The following is a 12,801-nucleotide window of genomic DNA, read 5'->3' on the forward strand; positions in this document are numbered from 1 at the left end:
ATCGGGAGTAATGATGTGAGCCAGCATCCCGCACTGTCCTATCTGCGTACGACGGAGAAGGGCAAGATCGTGACCGCCGCCGAAGCGGTGCGTTTGATCCAGGATGGTGACACGGTCGCGACCGGCGGCTTTGTCGGCATCGGTTTTGCTGAGGAGATCGCGCTTGCGCTGGAGGAGCTCTATCTCGCCAACGAAACGGACGCGCCCTATGCGCAGGGCAAGCCTCGCAACCTCACGCTGGTCTATGCGGCGGGGCAGGGAGACGGCAAGCACCGCGGGCTCAACCATTTCGCGCATGAGGGTCTGGTCCGGCGCGTGATCGGCGGCCATTGGGGGCTCGCACCCAAATTGCAGCAACTGGCGATCGCAAATCAGATCGAGGCCTATAATCTGCCGCAAGGCGTCATCACCCATCTGTTCCGCGATATCGCCGCGCGTCGCCCCGGCCACGTTTCGTGCGTCGGTATCGGCACCTTCGTCGATCCGCGCCAGGGTGGTGGCAAGCTCAACGCCCGCACCGTCGATGAGCTGGTCGAGCTGGTCACGCTCGGCGGCGAGGAGTGCCTGTTCTACAAGGCCTTTCCGATCGACGTGGGGATCATCCGCGCCACCACCGGCGATACCGACGGCAATCTCACGATGGAAAAGGAAGCGCTGACGCTGGAGGCGCTGGCGATCGCCATGGCGGCGCATAATTCCGGCGGCATTGTCATCGCTCAGGTCGAGCGCGTCGCAGAGAGCGGCAGCCTCAATCCGCGTCAGGTGAAAATCCCCGGCATCCTCGTCGACTGCGTGGTGGTGGCGAAACCGGAGAACCACTGGCAGACCTTTGGCACGCATTACAATCCGGCCTATAGCGGGGAGATCAGGTTACGCGCCGGCTCGCTGCCGCCGATGCCGATGAGCGAACGCAAGATCATCGCGCGCCGGGCGGCGTTCGAGCTCAAGGCCAACAGCGTCGTCAATCTCGGGATCGGCATGCCCGAAGGGATCGCCGCCGTTGCCAACGAAGAGCGGGTGATCGACCTGATCACGCTGACGGCCGAGCCCGGTGTGATCGGCGGCGTACCGGCGAGCGGGATCGATTTCGGTGCCGCCGTCAACACGCAGGCGGTCATCGACCAACCCTATCAGTTCGACTTCTATGACGGCGGCGGCCTCGATGCTGCGTTCCTCGGCCTTGCTCAGGTCGATCGCGCCGGCGATCTTAACGTCAGCAAATTTGGTCCCAAGCTCGCCGGTGCCGGCGGCTTCATCAACATCAGCCAGAGCGCCAAGAAGGTGATTTTCGTCGGCACGTTTGGCGCGGGACGCCAGCGCATCGGCGTCACCGACGGCAGGCTGGTCATCGCCGAGGAAGCGCAGGCCCGCAAATTCGTCGAGGCGGTCGAGCATGTGACGTTCAGCGGCGCCTTCGCCGCCAGGCGCGGGCAGACCGTGCACTACGTCACCGAGCGCTGCGTGCTTGCGCTGACCGAAGGTGGCCTCGAGCTGATCGAGGTCGCGCCCGGCATCGACATCGAGCGCGACATCTTGAGGCTGATGGATTTCAGGCCGCTGATCCCGCGCGATCCAGCCTTGATGGATGCCCGGATCTTCCGCGACGGGCCGATGGATCTGCGCGGCGACCTGTTGACGCTTCCGCTCGATCGACGCTTCACGCTGGACCCGCAGCAGAACCTGTTCTTCGTCAACCTGGAGCGTTTCTCGCTGCGCGGCAGGGGTGACATCGAGGCGATCGCGCAGGCCGTCGAAGCCCAACTCAGCGGGCTCGATCGCCGCGTCTATGCGATCGTCAACTACGACAATTTCTCGATTGTTCCCGAATTGCTCGACGAATATTCGGCGATGGTGCAGGGCCTGACCGACCGCTTTTATTCCGGCGTCTCCCGCTACACCACGTCCGGCTTCCTGCGCATCAAGCTCGGCGAAGCGCTGGAGCGGCGCGGCGTTGCCGCGCATATCTCCGAGAGCGCGGCAGACGCGCGCACGGATTGGCACAATGTCGAAGCCGGGCTCACCCCGTAGCCGGACCGAAACGGGCACGCGGCGGTAAAATTGCCTCCGTCGCCGGACGCCCGGGATTCGCGGGCGATGATCCGCGATCCCTCCTTTGCCGTCGTCGGCGGCGTTCCTTCGGGTGGAGCGGTCGTGGGCATTGCCAGGATCAGGATCCGGTTTCATACTCTGGTACAAGCCGGAGGCGATCAGCTGACCTGACGGTGCGACCAACCCGAAGCATGAAACAGACAATGCCGGGTTGCTGAAAAGCGGAGAGACGACGATGTCGTTTCGTCTCGCATTTGCCTTAGTGTCGATAGCGGCGCTGCTCGTTGATCCGACCGACGCTGTGTCGCAGGACATGCTGCGCGACGTCGATCTCAACGGTCCCGATATGACGGCGGCGGAGATGACGCGCGCCGAGGTCGACGCGCTCCTCAAGGCGGTGCCTCAAGGGGACCGGGGCTCTGCGGATTTGGAGGGAAAGCGACTGTCGAACCTCGATCTCTCGGGCCTCGACTTCTCCGGTGGCAACCTTCATCTCGCAAAGTTCAACCGGACCAATCTGAAGGGCGCCCGCTTCGATCGGGCGATCCTGAACCAGGCTTGGCTCATCGACGCAGATTTGACGGAGGCATCTCTCGCGAAGGCATCGCTGCTCGGCACGCAGATGCATCGCGCCAGGCTTGGCGGCGCCGATTTGAGCGGTGCTCGCATAACCGCCGATCTCTCCGGTGCCAGCCTGGTCGGGGCCAGGCTTGCGGGTGCCGATTTGAGCGCGGATATGCGCAATCAATCGATGGGCCTGATGCGTGGCGTGCTCAAATCCGCCGATCTCCGCAATGCGGATCTGAGCGGCGCCAATCTCTCTCGCGCCGATCTCGAATTCGCGCAGCTGCAGAACGCCAATTTGACGAATTGCAACCTCAGCAAGGCCGACCTTGCGGGAGCCGACCTATCCGATGCCAATGTCGCCGGCGCCGATTTCACTGAGACCGACCTAGCGTCGGCCCTGTTGCCGAGCGCGGCCGCGCTGGCTGAGGCGCGCAACCTGGACAAGGCCCGGAACTTGAACCTGGCGCGGCGCCAACGTTAGAGCGTTTTCCGGCGAAGCCGGTCCCGCGCTTGATGCGGGATGGGTCCCGGTTCGCGTGAAGAAAGCGCGTCAAAATTAGAATCCGGGGGCCCCGTTCCGATTCAATCGGAATGAGGCTCCATGGTTCGAATTGCAGTGTCCAGCGACAGGATTTATGCTCGGTCTCGAGAACTACGCAGCCGCTCATCGTGCGGCGGGGCGGGATCACGGTGGATGGTTGCATGTCGCACCGGAGGTGACGCCATGACTATTTCCCCCACTCTGCATAGATATCTCGCTGCCGAAAGCATCGAGTACGACGAAATCCCGCATGTGCTGACGATGTCGTCCGCCCTTACCGCCCAGGCCTGTCACGTCCCGGGCGATCGGCTGGCCAAGGCCGTCGTGCTGCGCCGCAACGGCGGCTACCTGCTCGCCGTGCTGCCGGCATCGCATCACCTCAGGCTGGCGGATTTAAAGGCGAGATTCGGTGACGATATCGCCATGGCCACTGAAGGCGAGATTGATCGGCTCTTCGCCGACTGTGCGCATGGGGCGGTTCCCGCCGCAGGCATCTGCTATGGGCTCGACGTTATCGTTGATGACAGCATTCAAATGCAGCCCGAGCTCTATATCGAAGCCGGCGATCATGAGACGTTGCTTCACCTCGGTCGCGCGCAATTCGATCGCTTGACTGCCGGTTCCCTGCACGGCCGCTTCAGTGCGCACGACTGAGGCGGCATGATAGCGCACCACCTGCCGGCGCGCCCTGACCAGGGCGCAGCACGCATGCAGGCGCGCCAGCTCTGTTGTATGATTGGCAGCAAGGGGGCTGTTGCCTTGAAGGGAGGTCCTCCATGAAAGTCAAGGACGTGATGCACAAGGGCGTCGACTGGGTCAGCCCTGACACGCCAATCACCGAAATCGCGAAACTGATGCAAGGGCACGACGTCGGCTGCATTCCGATCGGCAAAGACGACCATTTGATTGGGATGGTGACCGATCGCGACATCGTCTGCAAAGGCCTCGCGAGCAAGGACTTCAACGCCGCGCGCATGACCGCGCGGGACGTGATGACCGAAGGCATTCATTGCTGCCGGGAAGACGACGATCTGGCGAAAGCCGTGCATCATATGGAGACGCTGAAGATCCGCAGGTTGCCTGTGATCAACAAGAGCAAGCGGATGGTCGGCATGATCAGCCTGGGTGATGTCGGCCAATCCGCCACCGTCGATCTGTTGAGCCAATGCGTCAAGGGCGTGTCGGCTCATCACCATTGAGGCGTCGATGGCCTCACATATGAAATCGGCGTGCCCTTGCAGGCACGCCGATGAACGGGATCATTGATGCTGGTGTGGCGCCGGATGCGGCCTCGCTGCCGCAGGATGCGGCCGCGGTGCTGGCCGTGCCACATGCGGCGCGGGCCGCGGCGGCAGACGGTGCACAGCCGCTTGCGCGACGCGCGGCGCCGGCGGATGCACGGCCGTGCGCGCCGCAGGCGCTGCATGCTGCGCGATCTGCGGCTTGGGCGCATGCACGGCCGGTGCGGCGACGTGAGGCGCCCGAGCGGGATGGTTGCCGGTACCGGGCAGCGCGTGCGCTGTCGGGAGTGCGTGTCCTGTCGTTTGAGCGTGGTCGGTCGGTGGAGCGTGCACGGCCGGCAGAGCGTTTCCGGTCGGAAGAGCATGTCCCGCCGGCGGAGCGGTCCCTGTCGGTTGAGTATGTCCCGTCGTCTGGGCATGCTCTGACGGTAGCGCGTGCACGGCCGGTAAGGCGTTTCCGGTCGGGAGGGCGTGTCCTGCCGGCGGAGCGTTTCCCGTCGGCAAAGCGTGGCCTGTCGCAGTCTGCGGATGTCGCGGCGGTGGCGCTGCGATGGGCTTGCCGGGATGCGCGGCGATCACGCCCGCGCCGCTGAACCGTGCGGCGTGCGCGGTCGCGGCGACTGCCGGGTGACCATGATTGTTGGCGAGCGTCAGCGCCGGATCCTTCATCGCTGCTTGCGCGTGTCGCGTCTGCTCGGCGGTCGCAGCCATGTGCTGCCCGTTCTGGGCGGCGAGCTGTTGCGGCGTCGGCCTCACCGTGGTGCCCCCGGTGCCGCCATTGTAGCTGACGTTGGTCGTGTTGTTGATGACGGTCTTGTTGTAGACGTTGGTGACCGAGACGTTCGAGATGTTGTTGACGGAGCTGTTGTAGAAGAAGCTGCCGCCGCGCCAGTAGCCGCCCTCATAGCCGACGCCGGTGTAGCCGAAGCCATAAGAGATGCCGCCATAGAAGCCGACGGTCGCTCCCCAATATCCGGCGTGGAACGCGTAGACGCCGTCGTTCCAGCCCCAGTAGCCGGGCGTCCATAGCAATGCGGGCGCAGGCGGAAGCACCCATGTGCCGGGCACCCAGTAGTAACCGGTATCGTCGCTCCATGCCCAATAGCCGGGGGTCCAGATGTAACCGTCGCCCGGAATCGGCGGCTGCTCATAGACGGGCAAAGGTGGCGGTGCTGCATCAACACTGATGCTGATGCCGAGCTGCGCACGCGCAGGTGTGGGCGGCGAGAGACAGTAGAGGCTGAGAGCGAGGGCGAAAGGCAGTCCGGCGATGCGGCGCATGGCACATACTCCAATCTTCTTCCCCCAGCTTCGGAGTCGAATAGGCGCGCCGACATGAACCCGTTGTGAATGTATGTTGCTGACACGCGATCAAGAGACCGCGCGACGGCGGGATCGTTAATGACAGCAGATGCACGTCAGCTCAGTGTCAGGATGGAACGCGATCGTGCGATTTCATCGGCACCATCACGGCGCCAAATAGTCGAATTTTCGTTTTGAATTGGACGGCGACCCTCTGCGCATCGTCAATCGGTGGCCGGAGCATCCGGCTCCCACAAAGACGGGCAGGGAGGTTTGGAATGGCGCGATCCGCCGACATCGACATCAACGCGGGCGCACGCCTCGACCGGCTGCCGATCTGTGGATTCCATTGGCGCATCCTGGCGCTGATCGGCGCCGGCATGTTCCTCGACGCATTCGATATCTATCTGGCCGGCGGCGTGCTGGGTGCGGTGCTTAAGCAAGGCTGGTCCACGCTCGAGCTCAATGCGGCGTTCGTCTCCGCGACTTTTATCGGGATGACGATTGGCGCCTGGTTCTCAGGCATCCTCGGCGATCGCTTCGGCCGCCGCTTCTCCTACCAGATGAATCTTGCGATCTTCGGCCTGGCGTCGATCGCCGCGGCATTCGCGCCCAGCATGACCGTGCTGATCGGCCTGCGTTTCATCATCGGCATCGGGCTCGGTGCGGAGATCGTGGTCGGCTATGCGACCTTGACCGAGTTCGTGCCGGCCTCGTCGCGTGGCCGCTGGATCGGGCTGCTGGCCGTGATCACCAACTTCTCGCTGTTCGCGTCGTCCATGATCGGCCTGTGGGTGATCCCGACGCTCGGATGGCGCTACATGTTCGGCCTTGTCGGTCTGCTTGCAATGGTCGTCTGGTTCCTTCGTAAGTCGATGCCGGAATCGCCGCGCTGGCTCGCCGCCAACGGTCGCGCCGATGAAGCCGAAAAGATTCTATCCGCGATCGAGGCGGAGGCGACGCGCAAGGGGCCGCTTGCTCCGGTCGCTGCCAGCGCGCCGACGCAGGAATCTCCCGGTTCGGTGTGGCGTCTGTTCCAGCCGCCGTATCTTGCGCGCACGCTGCTCGGCAGCCTGTTGCATATCGTCGTCGGCTTCAGTCTTTACGGCTTCATCGGCTGGCTGCCGACCTTCATGGTCAAGGGCGGGCACAGCGTGGTCTCCTCGCTCGGCTACACCACCGTGATGGCGCTGGGCGGGCCGATCGGGTCATTGATCGGGCTCGTGCTGGCAGACCGGCTCGGACGCAGGCTCTCGATCGTCGGCTCGTCGATCGCGGCAGCGGCGCTCGGGATCGCCTATCCCTCCATGCCGGACGGTGTTGCGCTCGCAGGCGTCGGCTTCCTGCTCGTCACCGCGATCTATGTGATGCTGGCGACCGGGTTCGCGATGCACGTCCCTGAACTGTTCCCGACGCGCTATCGGCTTCGCGGCACGGCGATCTGCGCCACGTCCGGACGCATCGCGACCGCGCTGGTCCAGTACGTCGTGGTCGCGATCTTCGCCTGGCAAGGATTGACCGGCGTACTCACGACCCTGGCCGGGATCCTCGTGTTCCAGGCCGTGGTCTTTCTCATGTTCGGATTCGAGACCAAGGGACAATCGCTGGAGGACGCGTCGGCCGTCGCGGAGGGCGAGGCGGGAAGCCAGCCGTCGATCGCGCGAAGGCCGGCGGATATCGGGGCCTAGCTCAGGCCGGAGCAGGCTGCTCGGATCCGGTCGCGGAGCCAGCCGTTCGCATTGCTCTGATCGTATCTGCGATGCCAGTACAGCATCCAGTCGAAGGCTGCGGACTCGAACGGCAGTTCCTCCATCCTCAGGCCGTCGTCCATCAGCACGGCGGCAAGGTGTCTCGGCATCACAGCGAGCAGATCGGTACTCTTCAACACGTGGGGCACGACGAGCCAATGCGGCACGTTCAGGACGATGCGCCTTCGATGACCGCGCTCGGCGAGCATCTCGTCGACGAAGCGCAGATCGGTCGGGCTGATCGAGACCTTCATGTGCTCCTGTGCGATGAAGCGCTCGAAGGTCAGTTTTCCACGCTTGATCTGGTGACCGCCGCGCATCAGGCAGACCATGCGGTCGCGAAGCAGCGTCTCCGACCGGATCGACGCGGAATGCTCGAGCCCCATGCTGACAGCGACATCGATCTCGTCCCGCTCCAGCGCATCGATCGTCAGCGAAGGCGGCAGATGGATGATATTGTAGGAGATACGTGCGTCCGGCGGCCGAGCCGCGGCGAGCCTCGGCAGCAGCAGACACGCGAGAATGTCCGACATCCTGATCGTGAAGGTGCGTTCCGTCCGGCTTGGGTCGAAGCCGGCGTCGCTCGCCATCACGCGCTCGACCTGGCGCAGGACCTGGCGCAGCGGCTCCGCCAGTTCAGTGGCGCGCGGCGTGGGTTTCATCCCGGCGGTCGTCCGCACCAGCAGTTCGTCCTCGAACATCGCGCGCAACCGGTTCAGCGCGTTGCTCATGGCTGGCTGACTGAGGCCGACGCGGTCGGCCGCCTTGGTGACATGGCGCTCGGTCAGAAGTGCATCCAGCGCGACGAGCAGGTTGAGGTCGATGGATCGAAGGTTCATCCATCATTCATATCGTGAATATCGAGAGATCACAAATCCATTTCATCGATGACGGTGCAGGGCGTATCAATCGATCCGACCAAGGAGGCAATGATGAGCTTTGAGACGATCAAGCGCGACGTGAAGATCTGCATGTTCGATCAGTATGGGACAGTCGTCGACATGCAGGGCGGCCTGACCCGGATCGCGGCGCCGTTTCTCGAGAGGAAGGGCTGGAAAGGCGATCCGAATTCGTTCGTCACCTGGTGGCGTCGCACCCATTTCGAGAACTCGATGATCGATGCGCTGCTGCATCGCGAGCACACGCCCTATCGCGAGATCGGGCACCGCGCGGTTGCACACGTGATGGATCGCGCAAAGATCGCCTACACGATGGATGACGTGCGTACCCTCGTCGGCGAGATCGAGAAGCTGGTGCCGTTTCCGGAGGTGCCGGAAGCGCTTGCGCGGCTGCAAACCAAGTACAAGCTCGTCGTGCTCTCGAACGGCGATCCGGACATGCTCGAGACCGCGAAGCAGTACCACAAGGTCCCGTTCGATCGCGTGATCTCGGTGGCTGAAGCCAACTCATTCAAGCCGCATGTCGCGACCTACACCAAAGCTGCCGAGATCATGGGCGTGAAGCCCAACGAGGTGCTGTTCGTGGCCAATCATGCCTTCGACTGCATTGGCGCCAAGTCCGCCGGCATGCGGACAGCCTTCATCGACCGGCGCAGCCGCCCGTTCGGCATCACGCCGCACCAGCCCGACATCCTGGTGCCGTCGATGAAGGAGCTCGCCGATGCGATCGTCTGATCGCGAGCCGCTCTCGGGCATCAGGGTTCTCGACCTCTGCCGGGTGGTCTCCGGTCCGTTCGCCACGATGCAGCTCGGCGATCTCGGCGCTGATATCGTCAAGATCGAGGATCCCCGGCAAGGCGACGAAAGCCGCCGTTACGGGCCGCCCTTCGTCGGCGGCGAGAGCGCGTACTTCCTATCGGTCAACCGCAACAAGCGCAGTTGCGCCATCGACCTGAAGTCACCGGCCGGGCGCGACGCGGTGCTCGATCTTGCATCCGTCGCCGACGTCGTCATCGAGAACTTCCGCCCTGGCACGCTCGACAAATGGGGGCTTGGCTTCAACGCGCTGCGGGCCCGCCGGCCGGACATCATCCTGTGCAGCATCTCGGGGTTCGGGCGCACCGGGGCAGACGCGGCCCGTCCCGGCTACGACCTGATCCTTCAGGGGGAATCCGGCGTGATGGACATCACCGGTGATCCGGGTGGACCGCCGACCAAGGTCGGCACGTCGATCGCTGATCTCGTCACCGGACTCTATGCATCACATTCGGTGCTCGCCGCCTTGATGCGAAAGAGCCGGACCGGCGAGGGCGGGCGGGTCGATGTCTCCATGCTCGACGCCATGGCGTCGCTCCTGACGTTCAATGCCGGCATGTACTTCGCCACGGGACAAAGCCCGCAGCGTCGCGGCAACGTGCATCCAACCATCAGTCCGTACGAGCCGTTCGAAACCAGCGACGGCTGGATCAATGTCGGGGTCGCGAACGATAAGTTCTGGGCGGCTTTTTGCGACGTCATCGGCCGTTCGGACCTGCGCGACGACATTCGCTTCGCAACCGCCCCCAAGCGCGCCGCGAGCCGGAACGAACTCGTCGCGATCCTCGCGCCGATCTTCGCGGGGAGAAGCCGTGCCGATTGGCTGCAGGCGCTGGGCGTGGCCGGCATTCCCTGCGGCGCGATCAAGTCGGTCGGCGAGGTCTGCGAAACGCCGCAACTCACGCAGCGCGGCATGGTCCAGACCGTCCGGCATCCGACCGCGGGAGACGTGAAGTTCATCGCCCGGCCGACGCGGCTCGGTGACGAGCCGCCGGCGCCCTCCACGCCGCCGCCGACGCTCGGCGAGCACACGCGCGAGGTGCTTGCGGAATGGCTCGGCTGGACCGACGATCGGCTCGAGAGATTCGCGAGCGAAGGCGCGTTCGGAGAGTTTGGGCGGAACTTCGTGCGATCACCCGTTTGAATATCGTCACGAGAGTATCGTCATGAGAGATATCGCCGAGCAGATGCTGCGTCGCGCCGTCGACGACGAGCGGCAGGAATTCGGGTCGTTCTTCCTGTCGCGCTTCTTTGGCCTCGAGATCGCCTATCAGGGCGAAATCTGCATCGTGTCCTTCGACGTCGAGAAGCCACTGTTCAATCCGCAAGGCTCGCTGCATGGCGGCGTACTCGCGACCGCGCTCGACATCTCGATGGGGCATCTGGTCAACCATTTCGCGGGTGCCGGCACCACGCTCGAGATGAAGGTGCAATATCTCGCCGCGATCCGCGAAGGGCGCGTGACCTGCCGCGCGAGCTTCCTGAAGCGTGGCCGGAAGACCTTCTTCGTGCAGTCGCAGGCATCCAACGCCGCCGGCGAGCCGATCGCGTTTGCCACATCGACCTGGCAATTGCTGAACCGGGGCTGAGAGGCGGCAGCAGGCCGCGCGGGGTCGCAAAGTAGCCTCCTGGCGGCAGCGGCGGATTACCTCGAAATATTTGCTGTCGGCATCCGCAGGCGCACTGCGCCGGCACGCCCCGGTTCTTGAACGAGACGTGGCTCTCGCTGTACGTTCGCTCTATCGGCAATGCCGATGTGCCCATGGCGGTCAATGACCGAGCGGGCTTCCACGGAAGTACTGGAAGCTGCGCAACCATGGGCGTCATTTGCTCCCGACGTTGTGAGGTCTGCCGCCGCTGTTCGCTGGCGATGGATAAGCGTGACGCCCCAAAGGGAGGATCTCATGAAGGCAGCATTGCTGGCTTTGTCGCTCGTTGGTCAGCCGCCTGTACCGGTATCAGACAGCGTACCCAACTACGATATCAAGACGCTTTGCGCGGATGTGTCCGCTGACGACACGGCGTCAGGACTCGCCCAGGACGCCAGCAAGTGCACGAGTGACGAGACAATTGCGCGGCAACAGCTGGAAGCGATCTGGTCAACCGCTCCGGCGGGACCGCGCGCCAGCTGCGAACTCGAGGCGGGGACAGGGGGAGCACAAAGCTATGTCGAACTCCTCATCTGCCTGCAAATGAACGGTTGGGCTGCGCCCTCGGCGGTACCAATGCAGAGGCGCAAGCAAGGTTCGAAAAACTGAGTTTCCTGTCCCTGCAACCGAGCGGCTCGGTGAAATGACCGACAAGAAAGCCTATGCGGGCAGAAATGGCGCACCCGACACGATTCGAACGTGTGACCTTTGCCTTCGGAGGGCAACGCTCTATCCAGCTGAGCTACGGGTGCGTGCAGGGTTCATTTAGCTGATTGCCTCCGGGTCGGCAACGGCGTTGTCCGGGCTGGGGGAGGGCTCGGTTGGAGGGTGCGTTGCCCTCTTTCAGGCGTCGGTCACACGTTCGAATCGTGTCGGGTGCGCCAAAAAGGCCCTGCCGAGGGTGCCGGGGTTGTGGCGCGGTTCGAACCGCTGCGTTGCAGCGATTCGTCCGTCCGCCAATAGGAAGCCCACTTGTGCATTGACAGCGCTGGTGCTCGTTCAATTGTCTCTCTGCCGGCTTCCAACCGCTATTGAGGGATGGACGCGCAACAATGATTCAAGATCTACGCCGCCACGGAAACTAGATTCTTCGGCGACAATTCTCCTTCACCGGACCATCGATAAGCAGTTAAATAGCCTTTCTTGGCGACACTAAAATCGAGACATGCGGCATTGCCGGCGGTGAGTTGGGGAAGGCCTTGCAGCCAATAATGGCCGAAAAACACTGGCTTATTCCCTGTGTATCGGAAATCTCGGGGGAGAGCTGAATCAGGCAACTCGTCTTCCCGCCCGTCCATACTGAGGGCGGCGCCTCGGAACGTCGTGGCGGCCTCGTCCCACCACCGGAGGCGCACCTCCTCCCGCTTGTGCCCGTCCTTGTCGAGAAAATGAATACCCTCGGGTAGTCGCTGTTCTGGGCCCTTGAGGAGTATTTCGATAGCGGCGTTTGGTGCTGTTCCATAAGAATAGCTCTCCATGATTCCAGTCTCCGTGAGACATCCCCGCTCGTCCAACAACGGTATCAGGGCCTCACGCGAAGGTTCATGCCAACATGCGTGGATAACCCGGATGTCGGGCAAGTCTAGCCAAACGGGCAGACTCTTGAACCAATTGACGGCGTCCCGATGGGCGGCCGAATTTTCTTCAAACTGCCGCAGAAACTCAGCGTGCTGGTGCGCATTTTTCGGAGAGTGAGTTCGGAGAAAGTGCCCGTTCTCACTTTGAGCAGCCCAGCCAATGGCGTTGAACTCGTGATTTCCCAAAACTGCGCGGGCCGATTCTGCCTCCCACATCGCTCGGGCAATCCGTAGAACTTCTCGTTGTTGCGGGCCACGATCGATGAAGTCGCCGACAAAGATCATTCTTCGTTCGGGATGTCGGAAAACACCGTCGATCTCGGTATAGCTGAGTTCTTGTAGCAATCGGTGCAAAGGATCCGCATGCCCGTGAATATCGCCAACGATGTCGTATCCTCTCACGGTCATGAAT

At 63.2% G+C, this 12,801-nt stretch carries 12 protein-coding genes and 1 tRNA gene; 9 read left to right on the forward strand and 4 right to left on the reverse strand.

Features of this window, described 5'->3' with window-relative positions:
• Positions 1 to 15 precede the first annotated feature (15 nt).
• From BI327_RS24680 to BI327_RS24695, 4 genes are all read left to right on the forward strand, one after another.
• Positions 16 to 2,028 (forward strand): acyl CoA:acetate/3-ketoacid CoA transferase, encoded by a 2,013-nt coding sequence (locus tag BI327_RS24680; RefSeq protein WP_076863805.1) that lies wholly within the window; start codon positions 16 to 18, stop codon positions 2,026 to 2,028.
• A 256-nt stretch (positions 2,029 to 2,284) separates the two neighbouring features.
• The gene (locus tag BI327_RS24685; protein ID WP_076863807.1) at positions 2,285 to 3,097 is read left to right on the forward strand and encodes a pentapeptide repeat-containing protein; all 813 of its coding nucleotides are present in this window, start codon (positions 2,285 to 2,287) and stop codon (positions 3,095 to 3,097) included.
• Between the two features lie 243 nt (positions 3,098 to 3,340).
• On the forward strand, positions 3,341 to 3,811 hold the full coding sequence (locus tag BI327_RS24690) for an aminoacyl-tRNA deacylase (protein ID WP_076864271.1): 471 nt from the start codon (positions 3,341 to 3,343) through the stop codon (positions 3,809 to 3,811).
• Positions 3,812 to 3,933: 122 nt separating this feature from the next.
• Positions 3,934 to 4,356: a CBS domain-containing protein gene (locus BI327_RS24695; protein ID WP_076863809.1), complete on the forward strand. Its 423-nt coding sequence runs from the start codon at positions 3,934 to 3,936 to the stop codon at positions 4,354 to 4,356.
• Between the two features lie 60 nt (positions 4,357 to 4,416).
• Here the strand turns inward: BI327_RS24695 and BI327_RS42965 are convergent, their stop codons facing one another.
• Positions 4,417 to 5,679, reverse strand: coding sequence for a YXWGXW repeat-containing protein (locus tag BI327_RS42965; protein ID WP_076863810.1), 1,263 nt, complete (start codon positions 5,677 to 5,679; stop codon positions 4,417 to 4,419).
• Between the two features lie 299 nt (positions 5,680 to 5,978).
• Between BI327_RS42965 and BI327_RS24705 the strand changes: the two genes are divergently transcribed.
• Positions 5,979 to 7,388 (forward strand): MFS transporter, encoded by a 1,410-nt coding sequence (locus BI327_RS24705; protein ID WP_076863812.1) that lies wholly within the window; start codon positions 5,979 to 5,981, stop codon positions 7,386 to 7,388.
• Here BI327_RS24705 and BI327_RS24710 read toward each other — a convergent pair.
• Entirely contained in the window at positions 7,385 to 8,287 is a 903-nt protein-coding gene (locus BI327_RS24710) for a LysR family transcriptional regulator (RefSeq protein WP_076863814.1), read from the reverse strand. The two genes, BI327_RS24705 and BI327_RS24710, sit on opposite strands and share 4 nt — an antisense overlap.
• Positions 8,288 to 8,380: 93 nt before the next feature.
• Here BI327_RS24710 and BI327_RS24715 point away from each other — a divergent pair, with 93 nt between their 5' ends.
• The 4 genes from BI327_RS24715 to BI327_RS24730 all read left to right on the forward strand — a co-directional run bounded on the left by BI327_RS24715 (position 8,381) and on the right by BI327_RS24730 (position 11,421).
• Positions 8,381 to 9,082 (forward strand): haloacid dehalogenase type II, encoded by a 702-nt coding sequence (locus BI327_RS24715; protein WP_210191227.1) that lies wholly within the window; start codon positions 8,381 to 8,383, stop codon positions 9,080 to 9,082.
• A complete protein-coding gene (locus tag BI327_RS24720) occupies positions 9,069 to 10,307 on the forward strand; it encodes a CaiB/BaiF CoA transferase family protein (RefSeq protein WP_076863816.1) in 1,239 nt (412 codons plus the stop codon). Before BI327_RS24715 ends, BI327_RS24720 begins: the two co-directional genes overlap by 14 nt.
• 22 nt (positions 10,308 to 10,329) lie before the next feature.
• Positions 10,330 to 10,752 (forward strand): PaaI family thioesterase, encoded by a 423-nt coding sequence (locus BI327_RS24725; protein ID WP_076863818.1) that lies wholly within the window; start codon positions 10,330 to 10,332, stop codon positions 10,750 to 10,752.
• Between the two features lie 315 nt (positions 10,753 to 11,067).
• Positions 11,068 to 11,421, forward strand: coding sequence for a hypothetical protein (locus BI327_RS24730; RefSeq protein WP_076863820.1), 354 nt, complete (start codon positions 11,068 to 11,070; stop codon positions 11,419 to 11,421).
• Positions 11,422 to 11,487: 66 nt separating this feature from the next.
• On the opposite strand, the gene BI327_RS24735 is transcribed toward BI327_RS24730, so the two are convergent.
• Positions 11,488 to 11,564, reverse strand: a tRNA-Arg gene (locus BI327_RS24735).
• A 312-nt stretch (positions 11,565 to 11,876) separates the two neighbouring features.
• A complete protein-coding gene (locus tag BI327_RS24740; protein WP_076863822.1) occupies positions 11,877 to 12,797 on the reverse strand; it encodes a metallophosphoesterase in 921 nt (306 codons plus the stop codon).
• Between the last annotated feature and the right edge of the window lie 4 nt (positions 12,798 to 12,801).

It is taken from the genome of Bradyrhizobium mercantei, from assembly GCF_001982635.1.
GTDB lineage: Bacteria > Pseudomonadota > Alphaproteobacteria > Rhizobiales > Xanthobacteraceae > Bradyrhizobium > Bradyrhizobium mercantei.

Coding starts and splice junctions, on each gene's coding strand:
- BI327_RS24685 (WP_076863807.1), top strand. CDS start 2,285: ATGTCGTTTCGTCTCGCATTTGCCTTAGTGTCGATAGCGGCGCTGCTC.
- BI327_RS24690 (WP_076864271.1), top strand. CDS start 3,341: ATGACTATTTCCCCCACTCTGCATAGATATCTCGCTGCCGAAAGCATC.
- BI327_RS24695 (WP_076863809.1), top strand. CDS start 3,934: ATGAAAGTCAAGGACGTGATGCACAAGGGCGTCGACTGGGTCAGCCCT.
- BI327_RS42965 (WP_076863810.1), bottom strand. CDS start 5,679: ATGCGCCGCATCGCCGGACTGCCTTTCGCCCTCGCTCTCAGCCTCTAC.
- BI327_RS24705 (WP_076863812.1), top strand. CDS start 5,979: ATGGCGCGATCCGCCGACATCGACATCAACGCGGGCGCACGCCTCGAC.
- BI327_RS24710 (WP_076863814.1), bottom strand. CDS start 8,287: ATGAACCTTCGATCCATCGACCTCAACCTGCTCGTCGCGCTGGATGCA.
- BI327_RS24715 (WP_210191227.1), top strand. CDS start 8,381: ATGAGCTTTGAGACGATCAAGCGCGACGTGAAGATCTGCATGTTCGAT.
- BI327_RS24720 (WP_076863816.1), top strand. CDS start 9,069: ATGCGATCGTCTGATCGCGAGCCGCTCTCGGGCATCAGGGTTCTCGAC.
- BI327_RS24725 (WP_076863818.1), top strand. CDS start 10,330: ATGAGAGATATCGCCGAGCAGATGCTGCGTCGCGCCGTCGACGACGAG.
- BI327_RS24730 (WP_076863820.1), top strand. CDS start 11,068: ATGAAGGCAGCATTGCTGGCTTTGTCGCTCGTTGGTCAGCCGCCTGTA.
- BI327_RS24740 (WP_076863822.1), bottom strand. CDS start 12,797: ATGACCGTGAGAGGATACGACATCGTTGGCGATATTCACGGGCATGCG.